This is a genomic window from Treponema primitia (genome assembly GCF_046533075.1).
Taxonomy (GTDB): domain Bacteria; phylum Spirochaetota; class Spirochaetia; order Treponematales; family Breznakiellaceae; genus Termitinema; species Termitinema primitia_B.
Genome location: NZ_JAJQRB010000034.1, coordinates 62,727 through 88,094, shown reverse-complemented (window position 1 = coordinate 88,094; position 25,368 = coordinate 62,727). Strand labels below are relative to the sequence as shown.

Sequence of the window (25,368 nt, the reverse complement as noted above, 5' to 3'; positions counted from 1 at the left end):
GCCAGCGGCGGCGGCGACGGCGACGCCTATACCATCTATGCCATTACCAAGCCCATCAGCAGTAACGGCGCCATCACCGCCCCCGCCGGCGCCTTCAAAGGCAGCGCCGTGACCGTGACCGTAACGCCGGCCACCGATTTTCTGCTGCAAGGCGGGTCCCTGAAATACGGCACAACCGAATCCAGCGGAACCCCATTCATCGGAACCTTTACCATGCCCGGCAACGCCACAACCATATTTGCGACCTTCCTGTCCACCACCAGCTCGGGCATGGCGGTCGCGTCCATGAACGGCCTTGGCTATACCACCCTGAGCTCCGCCATTACCGCCGCACAGGGGACTGCGACCGAACCGGCGGTGATCACCCTGTTGAAGGATGTGTCCAGCAGCACCATTTCCCTTAGCGGCAAATACGTACAACTGGTGTCCGGCAAATCGGGAGGCGTCACCATCAGCCCGTCATCTGGAAGTAGTAACCCGGTCTTTACGGTGAGTACCGGCTCCGGCTTAACCCTGGGGTCGAGTGCGGTAAGCAACCCCCTGACCATAGACGGCAAGGGTTATACCAGCACGGCCCCGTTGATTAAGGTGGACGGCGGGACCTTCACCATGAACGGGGGAACCATCGGCGACAATAACAATAACAATACCAGTTCCAGCAACCTCGGCAGCGGGGTGTATATGAACGGCGGGACCTTCACCATGAACGGGGGAGCTATCTCCGACAATACTGCCAGCAACTCCGGCGGCGGGGTGTATATGAACGGCGGGATCTTCACCATGAGCGGGGGGATCATCAGCAGCAATCGCACCAGCAGCAACGGCGGCGGGGTGTATGTGAACGGCGGGACCTTCACCATGACTGGGGGAACCATCAGCAGCAATCGCGCCAGCACCAACGGCGGCGGGGTGTATATGAACAGCGGGACCTTCAAAATGAGCTTGGGAGGGGAAATTATCACCGGCAACAACGGCATCAAAGGCGGCGGGGTGTATATAGCCTCCGGTGGGACCTTCGAAATGAGCGGGGGAATCATCAACACCAATCAAGCCAGCGACAAAGGCGGCGGGGTGTCTGCGGCCGGGAAATTCACCATGAGCAAGGGAACCATCAGCGGCAATAGAGCCGACGACGGCGGCGGCGGGGTGTACAACGCCGGGACCAATGAATTCAAAATGAGCGGGGGAGCCATCAGCAGCAATACTGCCAACTACGGCGGCGGGGTTATGGCCGACAAGCGCTTCACCATGTCGGGGAACGCGGAAATCAGCGGCAATCAAGCCAACTTCGCTGGCAACGGGGTGTATATGGACGGGTCTGAGGGTACCCTAGCGCAATTCAACATGAGCGGGGGAATCATCAGCCGCAATACTGGCGGCCTCAACGGCGGCGGGGTGGTTATGATTCATGGGACCTTCACCATGTCGGGGAACGCGGAAATCAGCTCTAATACTACCAGTGACGGCGGCGGCGGAATAACTTTGGGGGTCGATGGCAATTGCACCATGAAGGATAACGCAACAATCACCGGCAATACCACCGGCGGTGACGGCGGTGGGGTGCATGTGGCCGGGACTCTGGAAATCGCAGCGACATTCCACATGAGCGGGGGAACCATCAGCCGCAATACTGCCAAGTGGGGAGGCGGGGTGTTCGTGATGCAAAACTCCAGATTCTTTATATCTGGCGGAACCGTTGTAGGGGACAACGTTGCCGTCACCAATCAAGGCCCTACCATCGCTAGGGCGCCGTGGGGAACTTCAAAGCGCGGCACCCCGGAAATCCAGGGGGCTTTTATCGGCGACGAAGAGCAGTGGTTAGTCATTGGCGGCGATCTAACCACAACCAGCACCCCGTAGGGGAAGAACCCCCCCGGGAGTTCCCGATGAGGTACTGGTATGGCGCCGGGAAAAGAGTGGGTCCCGGAGACTTTGCTGCGCAAAGTCTCTTGGAGTTTGGCGGGGCCAAACTCCGGACGGGCCGGAGGGGAGCGGGGAAGCATTTCACCACAAGCAACATGCGCAGCACGTTGCCGGACAGGAAGGGGAAGATGGTATCAGTAATGGTATTTACAGGAAGCGATGGTAACTTGGTCGGTAAAGGCGGATTCATGAAAGGTGATGTTCACGGCGTGAGCTTCTCCGAAGGAACGGAGACCAGGTGTTCGCCCTTTTCGATGTCCGCCAGTGCGGCGAGCAGCTGCGCGCGGTTTGCAGGAGAGCGGAGCAGGTATTCGGTATCGGTTTCCGCTTCCCGGACCACAATTTCAACGTCCTTCCCCGGATATATCTTCCGCAGGGTGGCGATAAAATCCGGGGTTAGTTCCCCGGTATTCAAGGTATAGGTAGATGTCATGATAGTTCAAAGATATGAGATAGCAGGGTTAAAAGCAAGGCCGCGCTTATGCAGAGGCGGCAATTTTCTCGCGGACCAGCTCGCCGATGATTTCGGTGGGGGTCTTGTGGGTCTTTTCCGCCATGTCTTGCACCCACTGGATCGTCACGGCATCCACGATGATAGTTTGAGCCTCGCGCAAGCGGGCCCGGTCGGTGAAGAAGCCGCGCTGGGGGCCACTCGCAAGCTTCGGGGTGGTGCGGGTCAAAAGTTCGTCCAGAGCGTCATATTCTTCGTCGGTCATATCATCAGCCATGGTTCCAGTTTACTGCAAAAGAGGAATTTGAGCAATGAAAAAAGGTGGATCAGGCGCCGGGGCCATGGTAAACCCGGAAATAGGAGTTTTTGAATGAAAAGAGCGTTATTTCTTGGCACGGTGTTGAGTTTTGCCTTGGCGGGCTTTGCCTTTGGGGCGGATGCCTTCACGGTGAAAAGCTTTGCCGGAAAAGTGGACCAGCTGGAGCCTTCCGGCCAGTGGGTTTCTGTTTCTGTAGGGGGAACCCTCAGTGCATCTACCACGGTGAAACTCGGGCTTAATTCTGTCCTGGTTGTCGTGCAGGGTGACCAGGAGTCGACCATCCGGGCGGCTCGCCAGGGCGCCCTGGAAAGCCTGCTGAGCGCCGGAACCGGGGACGGCAGGATTTCTGTAGGGGGAACGGTGACCACTTCCACGGCGGCGGAAAATGCCCGGGGAGCGTCCAATATTCCCACCGCTTCTTCCCGGGCAAGCGATACAGCCGCCGACCTGGACTGGGCTAAATAGGCGCCTGGCGCTGAAGAAAAGGCAAGGTCACGTTAAAGGATGAAAACAGGCATGATATCCCGGCAGTTCAAGGCGCTCCTCTTTTTCCTCCTGTTCCTGGCCTTTGGCCGGTTCGCCCGGCTTCCGGCCCTGGACTTTACCCTGCGGCCCCGGCCCTTCCTGCTTATTCCCCTGGACGAAACCGTGTCCGGGCTCTATGCCATGGGCTACGGGGGGGACCTGCTGTTTGACCTGGATGTTTCCAGCATCCTTACCAACCCCTGGGGGCTCGGGTATTCCCTGGGCCTGGAAGGGGGGTATGCCTACGCGGATCTTGTCGAGGGGGCCGAGGGAAATATCCAGCTCTATTCCGCCGGAGCGGGGGCGCGGTTTTTCGGCTATCCCCTTTCCCGGCTTGCGCTTTCCCTGGATGGGGCTTTTGGGCTTTCCCAGACTATTCAGCATTATGGGCACCAGGATGACGGCAGCGCCGCCTCCTGGTACTGGCGGGCCGGCGCGGAGGCGGGGTTCCGCTTTGCCCCGTTTTTCACCCTTTCCCTGAACGGCGGCTACCGGTATTACCATAACGAGCGCCGGGACGGAGCCTTGTACCAGGGGCTCTACGCCGGGCTTAGCTTCCAGTTTACCCTTTCCACCAAAAGCGCTGCGGGTCTGCATCTGGACCTGATCCAGGAGGAGCCCGTATACCCCCTGTTTCTGTCCCTCTACCAGCGGAACGGCGCGGGGACCCTCAGGATTAGTAACTACGAAAATGCGGAGATACGGAATGTGCGGGTGAGTTTCCGGGCGGGGCAGTACACGTCATCGGAGATCAGCTGCGGGAATATCGGCTACATTGGCCGGGGGCGCAGTGTGGAACTGCCCCTGTACGCAGACTTCGCCCCGGCGCTGCTTAACTTTACTGAGGACGGCCGTATCCTGGGGGAAGTGGTGATCCGCTATACCTTCCTGGGGGCAGAACGGACGGCGGCCATCAGCAGTACGTTGCGGGTGGTAAACCGCAATGCCTACCGCTGGGGGGATAACGCAAGCCTTGCGGCCTTTGTATCACCCACCGCGCCGGCGCCCCTGGAGTACGCCAAGTATGTGGTAGGCCTGGCACGGAGCAAACGGCGCACCGGCTTAAACCAGAATATGCAGTTTTCCCTCTGGCTCTACGAGGGCCTTCTTACCGCAGGGCTCAGGCAGAGCGCCGGCTCTGACAAGGTTACTGACATTGACAGCATCCAGTTCCCCTCGGAGACCCTGGCTTTCCGTTCCGGGAACGCCGTGGATATTGGCCTGCTCTATGCGAATACCCTGGAATCCTCAGGCATTCCCGCCGCGATTATACCCCTGAAGGATGATTTTATGGTCCTCTACTCTCTGGGTATAAGCCAGGCTGCTGCGGGCGCCCTTTTTACCAATATAGAAAATTTTTTGGTTATCAATGATGAAATGTGGATGCCCCTTTCCATGGTGAATTTTAATAACGGCTTTATGAACAGTTGGGAAGGGGGAAGCAAACGGTTGAACCAGGCCTTTGAAGCGGGGGAGGACCTTGATTTTGTCAGGTTTACCGATGCCTGGGCGGCCTATCCTCCGGTGGTCCCCCCGGTGGAGGCCCAGAGCGCCCGGCCGGAAGAAGGGGCCCTCAGCCGCCGGGTGGACACTGCCCTTGCCATTTACATAAACAACGAGCTTGATCCTAAGATAGGGGCCCTGCAAAATCAGATCCGCACTAATCCTGCGGCCGCTTCATTGAACCAGCTGGGCTTACTCTTCCTGCGGGCCAACCGTCCGGAAGACGCGAAGCCGGTTTTTGAGCAGGCCGCGTCGTACGGCTCCGCTGCGGGGATGTCCAACCGGGGGAATCTTTCCCTGCTTGATAAGGATTTTACCGGGGCGGAAGCCTGGTTCAGGCGGGCCCTTGGGCTGAACCCGGAAAACGCCGCCGCGAAAAACGGCCTGGCCCAGACGGCACTGCAGCGGGGGGAATAGGGTGGGACACAAATGCTGCCGGATTTTCCCCGTGCTTATCGCCTTTTCGCTGCTTACCGCCGCTGCTGCCTATGGCGAAAACAGCATTGCCCTGCGGCTTTCCCCGGGCGCCGCCATTCCCCTGGGGGAGAGCGTCTTTGTGCCCGGTTTCGGGGCGGAGGGAGCTGCGGAGTGGGCCTTTAGCTTTCGCCCCCAGAGGCGGCCCTTCATGGGCTTACGGCTTGGAGGAGGGTTTTTCCAGATTGCCGTGGAAACCGGGTCTCCCATTGTTTTTACCCAGGGGAAGCTGGGGGTTTTTTTCCAGTGGCGCGCCCTGGACCGGCTCTCCCTCTGGGCGGAAGGAAACGGGGGGATCTTTCATTACAGCTACGCCTGGGGTGATATCGCCGACACCCGGCTGCGCCTGGGGGGGAGCCTTGGCGCCGATTTTCACCTTACTCCCTCTATAGCCCTCTATGCCGCCGCAGATTACAACTGGCACAGTATTACTCCCGGCAGTTTCCTCAATACCCTGGGCCTTAACCTGGGAGTACGCCTGGACCTGTTAGAATTGCTGCGCCGGGAATCCAGGATAGCTGGGGAAAAGAAAACCCAGGAGCCGGTATTTCCCGTTTCCTACGCCTGGTATGAAAATAACCCCCTAGCTTCTGTGCGGGTCACCAACCAGGAACCCACCGCTATAAACAATGTGCAGCTTTCTTTTTACCTGGAGCGGTACATGGGGCAGCCCACCCTGTTTTATACCATACCCCATCTTAAGCGCGGGGAGTCCGTGGATGTCCCGGTAACCGCCCTGTTTAATGAAGCCATGATGGACCTGACGGAAAACATTACCGTCAATGCGTCCCTGCGTATTGACTATCAGGCGCTGAGCCAGGTTAAGCAGGCGGAACTGCCCCTGCAAATGCCCATCTACCACCGGAACGCCATGAGCTGGGACGATGACCGCCGGGCCGCATCTTTTGTGTCATCCCGGGACCCCGCAGCAAAATTCTTTGCCCGGTATGTGCAGTCCATTACCGATACCCGGCTCAGGCCCTTTAAGGGCTCCCCAGATCGTATTCCCCGGAATATCCAATACGCCCTGGGCCTGTTTGAGGCCCTCAAGGTCTACGGCATTAATTATGTCATTGATCCCTCAAGCTCCTATATTGAACTGTCGGAAAACGCAAGCAGCCTGGATACCCTGAACTATCCCTACCAGACCCTGTATTACCGGGGCGGGGACTGCGATGATCTTTCCATACTGTTCTGTTCAATGCTGGAAGTATTGGGCATAGACACGGCGTTTATCACCATACCGGGACATATCTATATGGCCTTTGATTCAGGGCTCACCGAAGAAGAAGGGCGGGAACAATTTTTTCTCCCCGATGATTTGATTTACCAGGGCGGGAAAGCCTGGGTTCCCCTGGAAATAACCCTGACCGCCGCGCCCTTTTATCAAGCCTGGCGGACCGGGGCGCAGGAATGGCGGAATGCCGGATCGGATCGCAGCCTCTACCCCATGCAGGAATCCTGGGCCCGCTATAAGCCGGTAAGTGTGAGCGATGCTGCGGACAAGATGCCCGAGCTGCCCGATGAGGACAGTCTTATTAACGCTATTGAGGACTCCCTGAACATCTATGCCGGGTTTCTCATACGTCCCCTGACCCGGGAACTGGAAGAACGGATTGCCGCTGTTCCTTCGCGGACCATGGTTCCCCGGAACGAACTGGGCAGTTTATACGGAAAGACCGGGATGCTCCTCAATGCGGAAACCGAACTAAGCCGCATACCCTCAAACGCCCCGGCGTCAGTCAACCTGGGGAACATAGCCTTTGTGCGGGGCCAATACGATGACGCCGAAAGCCTGTACCGGGAAGCCCTGGGCCGGGAGCCGGGAACCGTCCTGGCCCGGCTCGGCCTGGCCCGGACCTGCTATGAGCAGGGGGACTATGCCGGGGCGGAACGTGAGTACCGTTATTTGCAGGGCGCCGACCCAAAGCTGGCAGAACAGTATCCCTACCTGGGAACCTGGCGGGAAACCCTGGGGCAGCCCCTGAGCTACTCGGACCGCCTGGTAACAACCCAGTGGATGGACGCCGATTGGCAGATGGAAACGGAGCAGCTTACGGAAACGGAGCGGCCTACGGAAACGGAGCGGGAAGAAGAATCCCCCGCGCTGGCCGCCTTCTACCGGGTTGTCCGTGGCGACAGCTTAGTTCGCATTGCCCAGAGGGATTACATCTACGGCGATTGGACAAAGTGGAAACGTATCTATGAAGCCAACAAGGACGCGTTCCCCCGCCGGGGCGATCCGGATTTCATACTACCCGGTATGCTCCTACGTATCCCGCCAATCAACGGCGAGGAGCGCAGCGGGACACGGTAGGGAAAGGGCGCTTGGCACAACATCATAAACTTAAGCCTCAAAAGCTCAGTTTTTGGTTATATTTATATTTGTTGAAATAGTTCCATTTACTATGTTTTCATTTATCCTCACCTCATACCGGAGCCCTTTCTTTTTGGCTCTCTTAGCTGCTTTCCTCTCCGCTATCGTTATTAAATCCTGGGTCATGTTAAAGACCAGCGCCTGTGCCCAAAAATCCTGTTCCACTTTCGGGTCCAACTGCTCTCATCCCCGGCTATCCGGGCCGTGCTTTTCAGTTTTTCACTAAAAATCCGTTCCTGCAATTCACCAAACCGCTGTATCCCTTCCCAGTCTGCCATAGACCCCCTGTTTCCAGTATCGTAGGCTTCCCTTTATCCCTTAAGTTTATGATGTTGTGCCAGGCACCGGTTTTGGGAGGGGGAAGCGGAAGAAAACGGAAGGGAAAACGGCGCCCGGCGCCAAATCTGCCCTTAGCGGCGCCAAACCGCCTCCGGCGTAGACAACCGAGCGTTGGGGGTAGGCAGATAGAGCGTCGGTTTAGGCAGATTGAACGTCCGGAGGCGCCTCCGGAAAGTCTGGGTATCAGGCGCTTCTCATATTTCAGCGCCCTTGCCTCCGGGCCATTTTTACGTTATAGTAGGGACATGATCGGCGAGGACACCATAAAGGTCTTCCATGCGATGGCCCTGCGGCCCGGCGTGCTTGAGCGGCTTCGGGATTAGGAGAACATCATGACCTATAACGACCTGACTGACGAAGAATACGATGCCCTGGACGAGGAATTAACCCGCACGGTCCCCAAATTTGGCCCTCCGGGCAGCGACTGGCTCATACAGCGGGAATTACGCCAATTGGGGTTAAGCAAACTCTCCACAGACTATCTTTTGACGAGAGCAGTGTCAAATAGGCTGACACCCGCCCAGATTATTGACGAGCTTATCCAAGAGAAAGTAATGCCCACTTCCGCATAATAGGTCAACCAGACCACGCAAGGGTGACACGGGGCCTTACCGAGGCGGCAATCCGCCACGCCTTTACCCACCGAATCCATGACGAACCGGAGGGGCGCTTTCGCAAAGATGACCGCCGCTTTTTTTAGGATTTCATCTAGTTCGGCTACATTTAGAAAAGATACTCTCTCTTTCAAACACCAACACTAACACTACCAGGATCTTTCAACAAAGACAAAAACTGCTCCTCACTAATAATAGCCACCCCCAACTTCCGCGCCTTAACATTTTTCCCCGACCCCGATTCAGGATCATTCGTTACAAGATAGGACAACTCCTTTACAACCGATGATTTCGCAGATGCCCCCAAAACCTTTATCTTTTCTTCAGCTTCATTGCGCTTCATCGAGACAAGCTCCCCGGTAAAGCAAAAAGACATCCCCCGCAGAGGAGCGGCGTCCGGAGGAAGCGGAGGGGTAATACTGATGATTCCCCCGGAGAGAACCCTATCCATCTCCTCCGCGGTTTCCACAAGTCCCTCAGCAATAGTGCGGGCGGTGATCTCCCCCAGGCCGTAAACGGCGGCAAGTTCTTCCACCGGGGCGGAGCGGAGTTTTTCCAGGGTATCGAATCCGGCGGCGGCAACCTTGTCCATAATGGTCTCCCCCACCCCTTCAAGGTCGAAGCCCGCAACAAAGGCCGCCAGGGACAGGGATCGGGGTGTTCGGATGTGGCGGACTACCTTGGCGGCGGACAGTTCTCCCATGCGCTCATATCCGGCAAGCTCCGCCGCTTCCAGGGTATAAAAATCGGCGATTTGCCGGACCCGGCCTTTGTCAAAGAGCTGAAGGATCAGCTTTTCCCCCAGCTCCCGTATATCCAGTACCGACACCCATTTTTCCAGGCGATGGTGGAGCCGCTTGGGACAGCCGGGGTTTGGGCAGTACAGCCGGGTACCGCCGTCCACAAGCTCCGTGTTACAGGATGTACAGTGTTTTGGAAACAGTATTTCTGTTTTTTCGGCGGGCAGTAATTCTGCGGCAAGAGATCCATCGGGGGCAAGTCCTTCGATCTTGGGGATAATCTCCCCGCGCTTCACCACGGAAACTGCGGAACCTATCATAAGGCCCAGGGACCGGATCATTTGCGGATTGTTAAGGTTGGCCCGCTGTACCGTGGTCCCCGCAATACGCACCGGGTCCACCACCCCAATAGGAGTGTAGGTGGCGCCGCTTTCACTCCATTCAACGGAGCGGAGTATACTGAAGGCGGTTTCCAATTCAAACTTAAAGGCGATTTGTCTTTCCGGCCTTGTCCTGCGCAGGTCCGTCATATCCGTACGGGGGTCCTTTACCACAAGGCCGTCAATATCCACGGGAAGTTTTTCCCGCATGGCCGCCACATCCGCCCGGTACTTAATTACTTCTTCGGGATCGGAAAATTCTTTGGTAACCGTAACTTCAAAGCCCTGTTTTTTTAGCCATTCTATTTTTTTGTTTTCGTCCTTAAAATAAGCATCGTCTCCCTCCGCTGCGGCATCGTAGGTAATTAAATTGAGGTCCTCACAGCCTGCGCCATCCTTGCGGCGCATGAGTCCGTTCGCAGCGTTTCTGCAATTTGCCTTGTCGGTGTACTTTTCCTGCCAAACCGCATGGCTCATCACCACTTCCCCCCGGACTCCGCCTGAAAAAGGGACAGACAAAGCGGGAAGCACCCCGGCCATACGCCGGGCGTTTGCGGTAATCTCATCGCCGATGATCCCATCCCCCCGGGTAATAGCCCGGACCAGTTTGCCCTTCTCGTACTGAAGCTCCAGGCTGGCGCCGTCTAGTTTGTACTGAACAATGAAGGCCAGCCCTGATCCGGCCGCTGAATCGCCGTCACCGGAACCAAGGCCCATCTTTACAGCCCATGCGCGGAACTCGGCGGGGTTGGCGGCTTTCTCCTGGCTCCCCATGGGGATAAGGTGTTTGGCCTTGGGGAAGCCGTCGGTATTATCCGCCCCCACCTTAGCAAAAAGCGGATTGGCGGGATCAAGGGTCTTTAATTCATCCCAGAGCAGATCAAATTCGGCGTCATTAATTTCCGCTTCGCCGTCGTAATAGGATTTCTGATATTTTTGAATTAACTGCTCAAGCGCAGATATTCTATCTTTGTTGATCATCCATCATCCTTCCTTTATAAAGAACAATTCCCTTACTTCATGGGCTTTTTCCAGCCCCTTCCTTTCAAACTTTGTTTGAGGCCTCCAACTCTGGGGCTCCGCAAAGCCCGGGTATGGGTTTTTCAGACCCGGGGTTGCGGACAGTTCCGCCAGGGCCCAATCGCCGTAATCCGCCCAGTCGGTAACCATATAGACGTACGCGCCGGGAAGCAGCTTTTCTGCGAGCATATTGGTAAAAGGCCGAACGATAAGACGCCGCTTATGGTGGCGTTTTTTAGGCCATGGATCGGGAAAAAAGATATGAATACCCGCCAGGGATGCGTCGTTTATCATTTTCCCCAGCACATCCACCGCATCGTATTCAATGATGCGGATGTTTGAAAGCCCCTGGTTTTCAATTTCCCAGAGCAGCCTGCCTATGCCGGGACGATGGACTTCAATACCAAGATAGTTTTTCTCCGGATTTTCCCGGGCAATCATGGCGGTGGCTATGCCCATGCCAAAACCAATCTCAAGGGTTACGGGGTTTTCATTACCAAAGGCCCGGGAAAAATCCAAGGGGGCCGCCGTAAAGGGGATGCAGAAGCCGGAGGACAGGGTTTCATAGGAACGGCGCTGGGCAACACTCATCCTACCGGCGCGAAGAACATAACTTTTGATACCGTATGCCATAGTTTTACTACCCTATCGTATGGAAACCACATCGGTTAAGGCCGATGTAAAATATTCGCTTTCCTCATCCCATAGGGCAACGGCCCGGGTTTCCTTGGGCATATCCAGCGTTGAGAGATCCCCCTCGGAATATTCAACAGGAATATTTTTTAAAAAAGCTCCTGCGCCGTCATAACAGATAAAATAATGTTCCGGATATTCCGACTCTATACTGTAACGGCCGTTACTGATATGCAAAAACGGAAAGGGATGCCGGGCTTCCTGGGGGGCGTCAAAAGAGAATAGCCGCTCCGTCTGTTCACCCCCTTTGTCAACCAGAACCGCCCGGAACTGACCCCGCGGCAGGGCTCCGTCATCAATCATAGCAATATTCCTGCTGCCTATCCAGGTTTGCCCTTCGTTGGAGAGAACCACCCAGTCATTCGAGGTCAAATGCCAGCAAAGCCCCTCCCGGTCATGGTACAGGTAGAGATCCGAAAGATCCTCAATGCCATCATCATCCTCGGGGATTACAAAAAAGGAAAACCGTTCCTCCGGACCCCGGGACCCCTGGAAATAAACCAGCCTGAGGGTTCCAAAGGCGATATTCGGTTCCGCCCGGGAACAGGACAGGGCCGATAGCAGGGATAGGGAAATTAAAAAACACAACATTGAACGATACACAGAACTATCCTTAAGACAAACTATAACCCCGGGGGGGGATAAAAAACAAGGTGTGTGAGCTGGGCTGGTTTGTTCGAAGGTTTTTTGTGTTTTATCGGCAAAGACGGGCGCGGGGAGGGGCATGCTCGGCTTCATGTGCATGTAGAATTCACTTACGGAGCCCCTTCGGGTCTCCTCCAGTGAGGAATTCCATATACATGAAGTCGAGCATGCCCCTCCCCGCGCCCGCCGATGCCACATACTACGCAGAAAGGGCTGGGCGATTCTGCTGCATGCCCCTTCCCGCACCCGTCGATGCCACATACTACGCAGAAAGGGCTGGGCGGGCAATTTTGCTGCATGCCCCTTCTCGCGCCCGCCGATGCCACATACTATGCAGAAAGGGCTGGGCGATTCTGCTGTAGGGCGATCACGGCAAGTCTCTAACCCATTGACAGAGGAGACAAGAAAGGGAAAAGCTGTATTAGACCGCGCAAATAAGGAGTATTGAATATGAAATGGTGTGTAAGACAAGTCTTTGCGCTGGTATTGGTTCTGCTCATGGCGGGTTGCGCCAGCATGGGCGGAACCGGCGCGAAAGGCGGCGCGGATAATCTTTCCCTTGAGAAAGCTATCGATCAGTCTGCGGAGGAAATCGGCGCGGAACTACCCAAGGGAACCCGGGTGGCAATCGCCGCCTTTTCATCGGAACACGAAAACCTTTCCAACTATATCATGGACGAACTCGCGGGGGCGCTGACCGACGGGAACCTTGAGGTGGCCGACCGCCGGAACCTGGCCTATGTCTACAAAGAGCTTAACTTCCAGATGTCCGGGGACGTGAGCGACGAAACCGCCGTGTCCATCGGGAAATTCCTGGGGGCGAAATATGTAATTACCGGCCAGTTTATCAAGGCCGGGGACCGCTACCGGTACCGCCTTGCGGGAATCAACGTGGAGACGGCGGTGCAGGAAAGCTCCACCCGGCTCAATGTTACCAACGGCCGCTCCCTGAAAAGCCTTATCGCCGATGTCAGGCAGAACAAGGTTGTTGCGGTGTCCGCCAGTTACGGCGACAGCGCCCAGGGGAAAACTGCGGGGGCGCACCTTGACCGGGGCATATTGTTTGCCACCCGGAACGACTTTGAAATGGCAATAGCGGAATTTACTGAGGCCTTGAACCTTGACCCGGATTTAAGCGCGGCCTATATGTTGCGGGGCAGGGCGCTGTTCGCCAGCGTAAGCAAAGTAATTTCCATGGAAGATGATTTCAGCAGCTTCTCGTCCTACAACACCGGCGGGAAGGCGAGCCCCGTCCAGCAGCAAGCCTTTGACCGGGCAACTGCGGACTTTACCCAAGCGATTAAGCTGGACCCCAATAATGCCATCGCGTATAGCGAGCGGGGACGGGCATTTAGCAACAAAGGGGACCAGGATAAGGCCATCGCAGACTTTACCCAGGCGATTAAGATTGCCCCCAATAGTGACGCCTTCTATACCAACCGGGGCATTGCGTATAGCAACAAAGGGGACTACGACCGGGCAATCGCGGACTATACCCAGGCGTTAAGGCTTGACCCAAATAATGCCACCGCCTATTACAACCGGGGCAATGCGTATAATGATGACAAAGGGGACTATGACCGGGCACTTACGGATTATACCCAGGCGATCAGGCTTGACCCGAATGATGCCTCCGCCTATTACAACCGGGGAAATGCGTATGCCAGCACAGGGGACTTAGACCTGGCTATTGCGGACTATACCCAGGCGATCAGAATTGACCCGAATCATGCCAACGCCTATACCAACAGAGGCTTAGCGTATTACTTCAAACAGGACTACGACCGGACCATAGCAGACTATACCCAGGCGATCAGGATTAACCCGAATTATGCCTACGCCTATTCCTCCCGGGGCGATGCGTATGCCGAAAAAAAGGACTACGACCGTGCAATCGCGGACTATACCCAGGCGATCAGGCTTGACCCAAATGATGCCACCGCCTATGTCGTCCGGGGCTATGCGTATTATGACAAAGGCGACTACGATTTAGCAATCGCGGACTATACCCAGGCGATCAGGCTTGACCCGAATGATGCCTACGCCTATAACAACCGGGGCATTGCGTACAACAAAAAAGGCGATAGGCCCCATGCCCGTGCGGACTGGACAAAGGCATTAGAAATTGACCCGAATAATCAGTATGCGCGGAGTAATCTTGAGCAGTTTAAGTAAAGGGGCAAACCACTCCCCTATGGGGGTACTGATGACACAGCAAATGGTTGGTGATGAACGAAAAGTGTGCCTGGCACCATGGGCCTGCACCGCGTGGCTCCCCCTCCCCCACCGGCGTTTTTTCGAATGACCGGTAAACCAAAGCGTGCCTGGCACCACACGGCGTATCCGGGAAACCGGCAGCGCCGTTTTTGTTGGGGAGGGCGGGGCGGGGAACATTTGCTCAACAGAACCAGGTATGGTATAATTAATGGCAGGGGGCTTGTATGTTGGTCATAAGCGCTTTTTTTGAAGACGGAAAGTTTGTGCCGGAAAGCCCGGTGTCGGTGCCGGAAAAAACCCGGGCGACCATCACGATTGAAGATACCTCAGAGCGGATGGCGTGGAACGAGATTCCCCGGGTGCGGGCGACTTCGGGGCGTGGGTCCCTGGAGATTCTGCGGGAAGGCCGGGAAGAACGGCTCTAGTGCGGCAGTATATCGACTCGTCGGCGTTCTTGAAGGTGTTCTTTGAAGAGGATCTGTCTGATGCGCTGCGGGAGTACCTGACGGAGGCGAGCGCTGCGCATACGATTTGTTCCAGCAACTTGCTGGAGACCGAGTGTCGGCGGGCGGCGCACCGTGAGGGGATTGAGCAGGGGACCATTTCGGCGGCGCTGGCGAATGTGCGGCTGTTTTCGGCCTCCGATGAAATCCTGCACAATGCGGGGATGATGCTGCCCTCGGGGGATGCGTTCCTCCGCTCCCTGGACGCAATCCACTTGGCAACGGCGCAGTCCTGCGCGGCAGAACGGTTTATCACCTATGACGATCGGCAATTTGCGGCGGCACGGGCGCTGGGGTTTCAAGTTGTCTCTCCCGGCGTTTCGGACCAATAGCAAAAGAAAAGCGTGCCTGGCACCATGGGCGTTTACTGTGAAGGGAAGTAGTGTTAAACAGCTCCTTACGAACAGGCGCCGGTGGGGGAGGGTGAGCCCCGCTGCGGGATATTTGGAATTCCCTGCTTCCGTAGACCCGCGCAGCGGGGCTGCGGAAGCAGACTCTACAAGCATCCCGCAGCGGGGCTCACCCTCCCCCACCGGCGTTTTTTCGAATGACCGGGAAACCTGCTGCGCCGTTTTTACCTGCCCCATCGGGTGTACATCCCTTTCTTGACGAGGGTAGTTCTAAGGTCTATCTTTGACAGGTGACTTTTATCCGGCGCCTAGTTTTAACCCTCCTTTTTATCCTGCCCGGTGTTCTTTTTGGTAACGACTTAGAAGATTCCCGCCGGACCATGCTTACGGGTATCCTGAAGGAACGAAAAATACCCTTTGAACTCCGCTCCCTCTTCACCGAGTACGGCGGGTTCGGCTCCTCTATCCATGTATCCCTTCCCGCCTCTGACAATGGAGAAGGAAAAAAATCGGGGACCTTCATTTTGGCTGTACCCCTTTCCTTTACCGGGGACGACCGGCGGGATTTTCCCTATGCCTTTGAGGTTGCCCTGGGTTTTATGGACAGAATCCTTAAAACCGGGTCTAAAACCGATATTTTGGTAGCCTTTTTGGGGGATGAACGGTCGGCCCCCCCTAACCTGGGCCTGCGGGATCTCTATTCCCGGCTGGAAGTTCCCGAGGATACCGCCCTGATATATCTGGATATGTATGGAGAAATTGCGGAAATGGTTATCCACCACGGAGCGCGGAGGGAATTGGCGCCCATGAATATCCTGGAGCCCCTGGGACGGCTTTGCGATTCCCGGGCAATTCCCTATACATTGGGTATCAGTTCCAATGAAATATACAAGCTCGCCCTGGCGGATGGTCCACCGGCCCTGGAATTCGCCCTTTCCCGGGGACTGCCGGCCCTGTACCTTACGGGCTCCAATACCGCCTCCGGCGGCAGCGAAGTTCCCCGCATAGACCTGGATACCCTGTTGTTTGAATATGCCCCTTCCATAGACATCGGGACAGAAAATCCCGATTATCATTATCTGATATTCCAATTCGCCGGAAAAACTTTTTTTATACCCGAATATACCACGGTGATATTCTTTCTGGCTATTGCAACCCTGCTTTTCCTTGCAATTCTCATCTATTCTGTGGTTTTCCGGTTTCGGCTGGTCGTTCAATGGAAGGTCTTTCTCAAGCGATCCTGGATACTTTTACTGTATTACATACTGCTGGTTCTTTCGTTAAAAGGAGCGGCCCTGACGTTTCAGTTTCTGTCCGGAGCAAAAAGGTTTGCTCCCGGGACCGGGCTTTTTTACGGAACCACGGCGGCGCAGATCCTGCTTGGGATCGCCCTCTTTACCTTCATTTCTCCCCTGGGAAATTTGATCTACGTACCCCGAAGGGCAAATTTCTACGGTAACGCCTCGGTAATCCTGGTTTCCCTGGAAATACTTCTGGCCGCATTCTTTGACATCACCTTTATTCCCATATTTCTCTGGATCTTTGTCTTTACCTTCATGGCGGCCTGTATAAAACAGCCCCTGCTCGTCTGGCTCTGCAGCTTCTTGGCATTTTTCCGGGGGTTCTCCACGCTGCTCACCGTTGTCCTGGGAGGAAACAGGCGGCTCGGATCACTCATACTTTCAGGGAATACCGCAATTATCCTCTATATCGCCCTGATATCCCTGCCGTTTTTCATCACCCTAAAAAGAGGAACCCTGTTACTGCCGGTGAGGGATAAAAAAACCAGCCCCGGCAGGTTAAAACGGCTTGTACCTATGATTCCAAGGCTTGCATTTCTCGTTTTCACCGTAGTTATTCTGGGGATAAGTGTATCCTTCTTTACCCGTTATCCGGTCAAACAACCGGTACAGAGAATCCAGGACGATGGCGCCGGGAATACTAACTTTCTTGGGATGGACGTGAAGGATCGCATTCTACTGGAACGGCGGACATTGGATATCACCCTGAAAGCGCCGGGAAAGCCCCTCCGGTTTAACCTGTACCTGGACAGCGCCCTGGCGAATGAAATACCGGTTATTTACGCCGCCCCCATGCCTGTCCGGAATATTGAGGACGGTGATTCCTCAAATAGGAATTCTATCGAATTTGTCCTTGGGGATGGACCTCCCAATCCCTTTATCACAGAAATTGTGGTGCCCCTTGATTTTTCGGGATTCCTCCGGGCGGAGGCGCTCTATCCGGAACAGCCGGGGGAGGATTTTCAACTGAGGATCATTCACCGCTATCCCATTGGGCTACCATAGTATTTCCAGGTTTACCGCTTCTGAAGAGGAGAGTAGATCCGCCATGGGGGAAGAAAAGCCGACTTTAGTTCCCTGTACACGTACGATTCCCACCGGAGGGCTTGTCAGGACGCCTCCATGCCCGTCCAGGATATGCAGTTCAGCGTCTGTCGGCAGGGTAAAGTTGAAATCCATGGAATAGCCCTCCATAAGCGTTGAAACCAGGGCCAGCAGTTGCGGGTCCGTGTCAGGGGCGCCCTTAAAACCCAGGGTAAGCCGGTTCTTTCCCCCCTCCCCGGTCAGGGCCGCCTGCTGTCCCGAGGCATCCAGGAAACGTACCAGGGCTTCCAGACTGGCAAAATCCAGTTTTGCCTGGCTGATCAGGTCCTTCTCGGTGGTCGTTGTGGTAAAGGATCGCAAGGAAAGCCCCTCGACCCGGGCTACGGTCCGTTCAAAGTCAGCCCTTCCCACCGGCAGCGGGGGCCAGCGCTCGTTGCCGTCCAGCTTCCCCAGGGATTCAAACTCCCGGGAAAGGCGGTACTCCATTGCTATGGTCCCTGAACCATCGCGGCGTATCACGATTTCCGTAGCAGCCCCCACACAGGAACTGAACACAAGAACAGCGGCGAGCAGCAGGAATGGCGTCTTCTTTCTCATCAATATCCCCTAAAATTCTTCAGAGTAGATGCTCACATCCTGAATGCGGACCGGCACCTCGTTTTCAATCATTGCAAAGGCCTTTTGGAGTACCGTCTCCCCAAAGACCTTGGAATTCGACACAAGAGCCCCGCCTATTTGGGCAAAGGACAGGGAATCCTGGAGATCCACCTCGGCGGCGCTCATGTGGAACCGGCGCTGGAGCTTATCCTTAACGGAACGAACGATCTGCCGTTTCGCCTTGATGCTGTCCACATCGGGTATTTGAAAAATCACCTGTATCATAGAAACAATCATTATTATAGATTACTATACAGTATAAATGTATGCTTTGCGAAGAGACATACGGTGCATATTTAAAATACTTTTTCTCCTTTGGGTACTTCCGGTCCTTTCAGCGGACGATGATCTGGATCGCCTGAGTCAGGCGGTCAGCGAAGAGGCTTCTCCGGAGTTGCTAAGCTTTGACCTGGGCGATTCGGAGGTATCCCTGTTTTTAAAGGGTTCCTGGAAGGGAACCCTCACCGGCAGCTGGGGCTTATCCCATAGCGACCTGGGCCTACAAGCGGCTTCCGTGGATTCTCCCATCCTTTTTGCCCAGGAAGCGGACATTACCCTTTCCTTATGGATCAGGGAGCGCTGGTTTCTGGAAGCCGGCTTCCTGGATGATTATGATCTCAATACCTATCGCGCCGGATACCAGGGCAAGGACGGAGAAGTTATTCAGTACGTGGGGGTGGGAAATACCGGCCTGGATTACCCGCTGTTTCCCTACCTGGATTTAGGGGGCGATTCCGCCTATTCCTTCGGCGTCTATGGCCGTTTCGGCATTGGTTCCTGGGCCCTCCACAGTATGTTCCGCTATGACGCCGCAGCCCGGGAGGAACGTATCTTTGTGGGCAACCGGGAACGGACCTATTCCCAGGTTTCCCCGGGCAGCATACTCAGGGGCCGGTCCTTTGTGCTCCCCCGGGAGAATATCAGCGCCTCCCCGGTGGTATACCTTGAGGATAAGGAGGGGGATCTTTGGGACAATTCCGGGCGCCGGTGGCGGAAAGCCCTGCCCGGTGAATATGGTGTAAGCGCCCGTTACGGCCTTCTGGAACTGGCTGCAGAGCCTAAGGGTATGGCGGCTCTAAGCTACCCCGGCGCGGATGATGATTTGGGAACTTATAGCGCCAAGACCGGTTTCCTTGGGGAAGTTCAGGACTATTTTGATTCCACCCGGATAGATATAAAGCTCGAAGATTATCCCCAGCCAGGCGGCGCAGGAAAGCCCGGTATTACCGTCATAAACGGCCTCAGCGCCCTGGTTATCTACGAACCGGGGTCTTTCTCCCCCTTTGAGCGGCAAAGCCGCTACAGCGCCCCAGCGAGCAGTTCCGCCCAGGCTGTACTGGCCGCTGCCTCCACCGGTGAACGTATCAGCGGATTTGAGGTGCTGCCGCTAACTGATACCCTGGTATCCGCCAATCTTCCCCTGCTCCCGGTTCCGGAAATTCAGCGGGGAATATTCGAACTAGTTAATCAAACTAGTTTGACAGACCCCAGGGATGCCAAAACCCGCTGGCCTCTGATAAGTTCCCCCGCAATTTACCTGCCCGGGGGAAGTAAATTTAACCAGGACCTGACCATCCGTTTTACCAATTACGGTCCCGCCGGGATCTACGATATTGGAACCGATGTAGTTCCCGGATCAGTGGAGGTTTTCCGCGGAGGCCTTTCGGATCCGAATATTTCTTATAACGCCGGAAGCGGTACGGTTCAGCTTAAAAATCCCGTGGGTCCCTCGGAAGTAATCCGGATTACCTATCTTAAACGGAGCGAAGAAACCCGCCTTGGAAGCCTTGCCGCGGGTATCGGAGCGGTTTATAGCCCCGGCGGCCCCTTCTCATCCGGCCTGGGCATAGGCCTACGCTGGAATGTCCCCGGGGAATCCTTTTCCGAACAAAGCGCCTCCAGCCCGGGAACCGTGGGATTGGGGGGAAGGGCGGATTGGAACTTTGAACGCCTCAAGGCCTCTCTTACCCTGGGGTTGGGCTTTGAACAATCCGATACCACCGGCCTCTACCGCATTGCCGGCATGGAGGGAAGCTCAGAAATAGTACTTTCAGTCCCGAGTTCCTCCCTTTTTATTTCCGAAACTCCAAAGAACTATGAGAGAGGCAAAAGGGCGAATCTGGTTTACCGGAATTACCGGAATACGGATATTCTCGGTTCTACCAGCCTCATGCCCATAGACTGGATCGGTAGCAGCTTTATTGCGGAGAAAAGCGGCCCCTATCCGGTTAGAGATTCTGTATACAACGAAGTTTTTGCCGCAGAACCGGAAGATCTGGATGGTGATATAAAAACCTGGACCGGGTTTCAGGTTCCCCTGGGAACCGAAGGGGAGCTTCTGGAACGGGCCCGGCAGCTCATTGTCCCCTTCCGCTTTTACGGACCCCCTCCCCCGGCGGGTACAATAAAACTGGTGGTTCAGTTCGGTTCCATGGCGGACAAGGATACTCCGGTTTCGGAAAACCCGGATCTCATAGTAGAAAGGGTGTTACTTGATTTTACGGATACCCCATCAGGGAATTGGGAAACAAGCAGGGGGAAAATCTACCTAACCGATGCGGACCGCCGGAAACTTCAGGGCGCCCGGTATATGCGCTTCCTCATAGTTAGTAATACCGCTTCCATTCCTTTTTCCGGCCGGGTCCTGGTTGGCAAGCCGGTACTTTACGGCGCATCCTGGAGGCCCATTACCGTAAGCGGCGGCGAAATAAAAACTGCTCCGGATACTAATACTGCGGGCTCGGTTTCCCTGGCGGAATTGTCCGATACGGGTCTCCGTTCGAAGTACCCCGATATGATTAACCGGCTCCATCCGGAATCTGCGCGGCAGCAGGTCCTGGAAGTCCGGTGGGAAGATATGCTCGGTTACGACGCCGCCGGGGCCGATGGCAGATCAGCGGCTATCCCGCTGGAAAACTACCGGACCTTGAGTTTTTTTTTAAAAACACCGAAAACTGATTTACACAATACCCAGTTCCGCTTTATCCTGGGCCGCGGGCCGGATTCCCTTAAGCGGGAACAGGAATTAGCCCTGGATGTACGCATTCCGGGAACAGCCCTTGCTTCCCTTCCCGGCGGTGAATGGACAAAGGTGGAGGTCCGCTACGGAGCGGGGGAACGCCGGGTCTCGGTTAACGGCTGGGAAGGATCGGGCAGCCAATATGTACAGTACCGTCAGGACGCACTGAAAAAAAACAGCGGGGATCAGGCGGACAACTACGGAACATCGGACCAAGCGGCATATATGGCCGCCTTCCTCATGCCAACCGGCGCAGCAACACTACGGGAAGGCAGCTTTTCTATCGATGAGATTATTCTGGAGGATGCGGTCTCATTTTACCGCGCCAATGCCGGGGGGTCGGTAGAATGGACCCAGACAGGAACCCTGGCCAGTTACGGGAATATACCGGTGCTGGAGGATCTTAGTATAAGTACCGCCCTGGAGACCGGCATACGGGGGGAACCATTTATCCCGGAAACGGATAGGTTTGCGGGACTTGAAAGCAGATCTACCGGAAACATAAATTTTTTGGGTACCCAACTGGAAGGAAATCTCACCCTTGCCATTTCCACGGATGATAACAACTGGAGTGCGGGCCATGGCATTTCCCGGTCCTGGGGTCCCTTTGCGTTTCGCGAATCCTTTTCAGATTCTCCCCTGGACAACGCCATGCTTCACGACCTTGGCCTGGACCTCACAACAACGCTGTATTCCAATATGGAATCCAAACTTAACTATGAAGATGAAAAACTGGAACGGCAATGGCAGGCAGCTCTGGGGATGAACGACCGCCCTGCTTTTCCACTGGGCTTTTCCCTGGGATCTTCCGCAAAGTGGACAGAAAATTCTATTGGGAGACCGCTTAGCAATTACGGTGAAACATGGATACAGAGCTGGCCGGACATGGTAATCGATCCGGGATCAAATGCGTCTAAGCGTGAAGCGGCGGCGCTGTTCAAAACAAATCTTGCAACGGCGCCATTGGGGATTGAACTATCGCTTGAGGGATTGTCAAACGTTATAAAAACTACTCCCATAACCCAATCGGAAACCAGGGGACAGGTTGAATTTCCCCTTAGCCTGGGCAGCTACCGGCTCCGTTTCCGGGAAGAGCGGTACTTCCGGCGGAATTTACGTTACGCAGGAAGGGATATCTCGGATGACCTCTCCAAATATACCGAAGCCCTGGAGGATTCACTCCCCCTATGGTACGCAATACCCCTATATGCCCTCTATGATCCCCATTGGGGAAGCGATATAACAAGAGCTCAGGAAGAATCCGGTTCGGCGTATCTTTTTGATGCGGGCATCTTCACGGACAGATCCGCCATTACCCTTTACCTGCCGGAACGTTTCGGCCTTTCCTCTTTTCTCATGCCCCGGGAAATAAACGCCGGAATCACCCGTACCCTGGAGAAAAAACTGGATACCCCCTTGGATATGCTCTCCTATGGCACATCCTTAAGTTTTTCCTCCATCAATATCTTCGGCTCCCTGGGGACAGTTCCGCTTTTTACGTTTTACCAAACCGATGAATTCCGCCATACCCTGATCGCCGCAGTGAATGTTCCTAAAAATGAATCCCTATCCTGGCGTTTTCAGGATGAACTTGGGTTGAATTTTTTTGGTTTTACGGGATCGATCCTGTCCCTTTCCAATACCCTTACGGCGGGCACAGCGGAAAACAGTTTCGGTATTCTTGACGGATTTACCCTGGAATGGACCGTACCGGCAAAAAAAACCCTCCTTGGGCTTCTCTATGACTGGTACTGCGGCAAAGTACAGAACAGTACTAACTGGCCTGCCCTCTCCCGAATTTCTCAAATGGAATACGAACGTTTAAGGCTGGAATCTCTGGAATTGGTTATTGATACCACAGCGGATGATCCAAAGCTGTCGATAATTCTTGGACACGAATCTATAATTCGTATCCTTGGGCGGCTTTCCCTTTCCGCCTTCGGAAAATTAAACATCGCCCATGATTCGGCCACAGATATACTGTCCTTCATCGCCACTATTGGAACAACACTAAATATTAGTTTCTAAAAGAATAAAAACCGCAAAGTCGCAGAAGTCGAACAAGGGGGGATTCTTTTTTATTTTTTTCTTTTTATTTTTTTCGCCTTCTGCGACTTTGCGGTTAAAATTCCTATGAAGAAGTATCGGGATCGACCGGTACATTGCCTTCAGCCTCTGCCGCCGCCTTTTCCGCCGCTTCTTTCTCCGCCGCCTCTTTTTCTGCGGCTTCCTTCTCTGCCGCAGTCTTGCTAATGCCGTCAATAACCCGGCGAATCTCATCTTTATGGGCGGTGGAAATGCCCGTTTCATCAAGCAGGGTTGTTAGCTTTTCTATGTCAGTAAAGCCCTCGGTTACCGCCGTTTCCAATTCTTTGATACCGTCATCCTTTTCCGGGTCGGCGATGAGCAAAAGCCGGGCGATAATAAAACGAACCGCTGTCCGCTCAAGGGCATTCGGATCCTTTGGGGTAGCGTCCGAGACGGGCTGACCCTGGGGAAGAGCGGTGACCACCGTCCTGTATTCCTCCAAAGCCCGCGCGTAAAACTGACCGGATTCCAATACCTGGGCATATTCGTACCGTACTTTTGTATCGTTGGTTTCCGCAAGCCATTGACTATAGGCATCAATCGCTTCCACCTTGTTCTGCGCCTTTTGCGTCCGTGCCAGGAGGAGCAGCGTATCCTTATTATCCGCCATGGTAAGTTTGTATTTTAGCAGAACCGCTTCCGCATTTTCCGGCTTATCCATGGCCATCAGCACCAGGGCATAATTATATCCCTGGTCAACACTGTCCGGTTCCAGTTCCAGAACCCTGCCGTACAGTGCCTCCGCCTTGCTAAGATCCCCGGTCTTTATCCGCGAATAGGCCGCAGACTTGAGGGCCAACACATTATCCTTGTCCCGTGCAAGGACCCGGTCAAAATATTTAACCGCATCATCAAAACGGCCTGTTTCATAGGCTATCCTGCCCAGGTTGTATTCGGAAGCAGTCTTGGTTTTATCAATCGAACGGGCACGGTTCAGCCACTTTTCCGCCTCCGCGTATTTTCCCAGATCAAAATAAGCCATGCCAATGGAGAAGTACTCCTCCGCAGAGGCTACCCCCCGGGAGACGCAGCCGGAAAAACAAAGAGAAGCGATACTAAAAAATAGTATTACTGTCTTCATTTATGTATGCCGAGAACCGTATGCTCAATTTCCCGAAGCTGCGCCCGGTACAGTTTTGCTATATTGGACCCGTAATCCGCAACAAGCTGAATGATATTCCGGGGATACTCATCCATATCCTTACCGTTGATACGGTCACCCGCATCCCCAAGGCCGGGCATAATATACGCAGCGTCGTTCAGTACCGGGTCCATCCAGAGGGTATAAACCTGGCAGTTCTCCAAAGCCCTAACCACCCGGAGAGCCCCCTTAAGGGCAGCGATGGCGTTTAAAAAATGAACCGACCGGGGCTTAATACCCTGGTCCAGGAGGTACTTTACCACAGTTACCAAACTTCCCCCGGTAGCGTTCATGGGGTCCGCAAAAACCAGATCCTTGCCGTCAAGATCCGCTAATTTAAAGTAGGACCGGTCCAGATCCAGGATGTATTCCATATCGTTTTCATGTTTGGAATCGTCCCGGCGTATCCGAAACAGGGCAAAGGGGGTTACATATCCGTGGGAGGAATATTCCTGTATCTCCTTGGACATGATCATCGAAGGGAGCAGCGCCCCCCGGAGCATGACGCACATCACCGTATTTTCAATACGGCTGTCAATATTGGTGATCTTATGGACCGCATAGTTCTGCGCCGGAACGGTCACCGGGGTCTTAACAATAAGGTGATTCTTCGTTTCCCCGGTCTTCCCTCCATAGGCAAGCTTGAAGAGCATCTCATAGGCCCGCTGGATGTAGTACACAAATTCCTGGTTTTCGGTCCGCACATCCCGGAGCTTGGCGATAAGCCGGGACGCCTCGGCATGGCTTTCGTTGGGGGTTAAAAAGGAATATACCTGGATGCCCGTACCTTCCTTGCAGATTTCCTGCATCATACCGCCCATGTCGTTATAAAGAGCGATAAGGGTATCCTCCGCCTGCTTCCGTTCCGCCACGGAACTGGTTCGGCTCAGGATATTAAAACATCCCAGCGCCTCCTGATACACCGTATCCATTTTCGCCAGATAATTCTTATCCGATTCGGTAAGGTACCCATCCAAATCTTCCGCTTTTAAAACGACCCTGTTCATTTTTAACCCCTATCGTATACCATACCAGGAAGGGCGAT

Annotated in this window: 22 protein-coding genes and 1 pseudogene; 12 read left to right on the top strand and 11 right to left on the bottom strand. The window is 54.8% G+C overall.

Going from position 1 to position 25,368, the window contains the following annotated elements; translation table 11 throughout:
- A pseudogene (locus LQZ19_RS06615) lies at nt 1-1,860 on the top strand (hypothetical protein); the annotation flags it as partial.
- Between the two features lie 265 nt (nt 1,861-2,125).
- Here the strand turns inward: LQZ19_RS06615 and LQZ19_RS06610 are convergent.
- Both LQZ19_RS06610 and LQZ19_RS06605 read right to left on the bottom strand, forming a co-directional pair.
- Nucleotides 2,126-2,356, bottom strand: a complete 231-nt coding sequence (locus LQZ19_RS06610) for a hypothetical protein (protein ID WP_411046873.1) — start codon at nt 2,354-2,356, stop codon at nt 2,126-2,128.
- A 46-nt stretch (nt 2,357-2,402) separates the two neighbouring features.
- Entirely contained in the window at nt 2,403-2,651 is a 249-nt protein-coding gene (locus tag LQZ19_RS06605; protein ID WP_411046872.1) for a hypothetical protein, read from the bottom strand.
- 93 nt (nt 2,652-2,744) lie between these two features.
- Between LQZ19_RS06605 and LQZ19_RS06600 the strand changes: the two genes are divergently transcribed.
- From LQZ19_RS06600 to LQZ19_RS06590, 3 genes are read left to right on the top strand one after another with little or no spacing between them, the layout of a single operon-like run.
- Nucleotides 2,745-3,158 (top strand): hypothetical protein, encoded by a 414-nt coding sequence (locus LQZ19_RS06600; protein ID WP_411046871.1) that lies wholly within the window; start codon nt 2,745-2,747, stop codon nt 3,156-3,158.
- A 51-nt stretch (nt 3,159-3,209) separates the two neighbouring features.
- Entirely contained in the window at nt 3,210-5,138 is a 1,929-nt protein-coding gene (locus tag LQZ19_RS06595) for a tetratricopeptide repeat protein (protein WP_411046870.1), read from the top strand.
- Between the two features lies 1 nt (nt 5,139).
- Nucleotides 5,140-7,512: a tetratricopeptide repeat protein gene (locus tag LQZ19_RS06590; RefSeq protein WP_411046869.1), complete on the top strand. Its 2,373-nt coding sequence runs from the start codon at nt 5,140-5,142 to the stop codon at nt 7,510-7,512.
- A 45-nt stretch (nt 7,513-7,557) separates the two neighbouring features.
- Here LQZ19_RS06590 and LQZ19_RS06585 read toward each other — a convergent pair whose 3' ends face one another.
- The gene (locus LQZ19_RS06585) at nt 7,558-7,698 is read right to left on the bottom strand and encodes a hypothetical protein (RefSeq protein ID WP_411046868.1); all 141 of its coding nucleotides are present in this window, start codon (nt 7,696-7,698) and stop codon (nt 7,558-7,560) included.
- Nucleotides 7,695-7,850 carry a hypothetical protein gene (locus tag LQZ19_RS06580; RefSeq protein ID WP_411046867.1) on the bottom strand — a complete coding sequence of 52 codons (156 nt, stop codon included), beginning with the start codon at nt 7,848-7,850 and terminating at the stop codon, nt 7,695-7,697. Before LQZ19_RS06580 ends, LQZ19_RS06585 begins: the two co-directional genes overlap by 4 nt.
- 48 nt (nt 7,851-7,898) lie before the next feature.
- Between LQZ19_RS06580 and LQZ19_RS06575 the strand changes: the two genes are divergently transcribed.
- On the top strand, nt 7,899-8,234 hold the full coding sequence (locus tag LQZ19_RS06575) for a hypothetical protein (RefSeq protein WP_411046866.1): 336 nt from the start codon (nt 7,899-7,901) through the stop codon (nt 8,232-8,234).
- 9 nt (nt 8,235-8,243) lie between these two features.
- Nucleotides 8,244-8,483 carry a hypothetical protein gene (locus LQZ19_RS06570; protein WP_411046865.1) on the top strand — a complete coding sequence of 80 codons (240 nt, stop codon included), beginning with the start codon at nt 8,244-8,246 and terminating at the stop codon, nt 8,481-8,483.
- Nucleotides 8,484-8,655: 172 nt separating this feature from the next.
- Here the strand turns inward: LQZ19_RS06570 and ligA are convergent, their stop codons facing one another.
- From ligA to LQZ19_RS06555, 3 genes are read right to left on the bottom strand one after another with little or no spacing between them, the layout of a single operon-like run.
- A complete protein-coding gene (gene ligA, locus LQZ19_RS06565) occupies nt 8,656-10,626 on the bottom strand; it encodes an NAD-dependent DNA ligase LigA (protein WP_411046864.1) in 1,971 nt (656 codons plus the stop codon).
- A gap of 3 nt (nt 10,627-10,629) precedes the next feature.
- Nucleotides 10,630-11,298 carry a tRNA (guanosine(46)-N7)-methyltransferase TrmB gene (gene trmB / locus LQZ19_RS06560; protein WP_411046863.1) on the bottom strand — a complete coding sequence of 223 codons (669 nt, stop codon included), beginning with the start codon at nt 11,296-11,298 and terminating at the stop codon, nt 10,630-10,632.
- 12 nt (nt 11,299-11,310) lie between these two features.
- Nucleotides 11,311-11,961, bottom strand: a complete 651-nt coding sequence (locus LQZ19_RS06555) for a hypothetical protein (protein WP_411046862.1) — start codon at nt 11,959-11,961, stop codon at nt 11,311-11,313.
- 492 nt (nt 11,962-12,453) lie between these two features.
- On the opposite strand from LQZ19_RS06555, the gene LQZ19_RS06550 reads away from it, so the two are divergent.
- The 5 genes from LQZ19_RS06550 (at nt 12,454) to LQZ19_RS06530 (ending at nt 17,379) form a co-directional block, all read left to right on the top strand.
- A complete protein-coding gene (locus tag LQZ19_RS06550; RefSeq protein WP_411046861.1) occupies nt 12,454-14,178 on the top strand; it encodes a tetratricopeptide repeat protein in 1,725 nt (574 codons plus the stop codon).
- Nucleotides 14,179-14,444: 266 nt separating this feature from the next.
- Nucleotides 14,445-14,645, top strand: a complete 201-nt coding sequence (locus tag LQZ19_RS06545) for an antitoxin AF2212-like protein (protein ID WP_411046860.1) — start codon at nt 14,445-14,447, stop codon at nt 14,643-14,645.
- A complete protein-coding gene (locus tag LQZ19_RS06540; RefSeq protein WP_411046859.1) occupies nt 14,561-15,055 on the top strand; it encodes a type II toxin-antitoxin system VapC family toxin in 495 nt (164 codons plus the stop codon). The genes LQZ19_RS06545 and LQZ19_RS06540 overlap by 85 nt, the downstream gene beginning before the upstream one ends.
- Nucleotides 15,056-15,092: 37 nt before the next feature.
- The gene (locus tag LQZ19_RS06535; RefSeq protein ID WP_411046858.1) at nt 15,093-15,332 is read left to right on the top strand and encodes a hypothetical protein; all 240 of its coding nucleotides are present in this window, start codon (nt 15,093-15,095) and stop codon (nt 15,330-15,332) included.
- 31 nt (nt 15,333-15,363) lie between these two features.
- Nucleotides 15,364-17,379 (top strand): hypothetical protein, encoded by a 2,016-nt coding sequence (locus LQZ19_RS06530; protein ID WP_411046857.1) that lies wholly within the window; start codon nt 15,364-15,366, stop codon nt 17,377-17,379.
- On the opposite strand, the gene LQZ19_RS06525 is transcribed toward LQZ19_RS06530, so the two are convergent.
- Nucleotides 17,371-18,015 (bottom strand): hypothetical protein, encoded by a 645-nt coding sequence (locus LQZ19_RS06525; protein ID WP_411046856.1) that lies wholly within the window; start codon nt 18,013-18,015, stop codon nt 17,371-17,373. The two genes, LQZ19_RS06530 and LQZ19_RS06525, sit on opposite strands and share 9 nt — an antisense overlap.
- A 9-nt stretch (nt 18,016-18,024) precedes the next feature.
- Nucleotides 18,025-18,312, bottom strand: a complete 288-nt coding sequence (locus LQZ19_RS06520) for a DUF503 domain-containing protein (RefSeq protein ID WP_026043574.1) — start codon at nt 18,310-18,312, stop codon at nt 18,025-18,027.
- Nucleotides 18,313-18,337: 25 nt separating this feature from the next.
- On the opposite strand from LQZ19_RS06520, the gene LQZ19_RS06515 reads away from it, so the two are divergent.
- Nucleotides 18,338-23,122 (top strand): hypothetical protein, encoded by a 4,785-nt coding sequence (locus LQZ19_RS06515; protein ID WP_411046855.1) that lies wholly within the window; start codon nt 18,338-18,340, stop codon nt 23,120-23,122.
- 103 nt (nt 23,123-23,225) lie between these two features.
- Here the strand turns inward: LQZ19_RS06515 and LQZ19_RS06510 are convergent, their stop codons facing one another.
- A complete protein-coding gene (locus tag LQZ19_RS06510; RefSeq protein WP_411046854.1) occupies nt 23,226-24,263 on the bottom strand; it encodes a tetratricopeptide repeat protein in 1,038 nt (345 codons plus the stop codon).
- Nucleotides 24,260-25,330: a uracil phosphoribosyltransferase gene (locus LQZ19_RS06505; protein WP_411046853.1), complete on the bottom strand. Its 1,071-nt coding sequence runs from the start codon at nt 25,328-25,330 to the stop codon at nt 24,260-24,262. Before LQZ19_RS06505 ends, LQZ19_RS06510 begins: the two co-directional genes overlap by 4 nt.
- Nucleotides 25,331-25,368 lie beyond the last annotated feature (38 nt).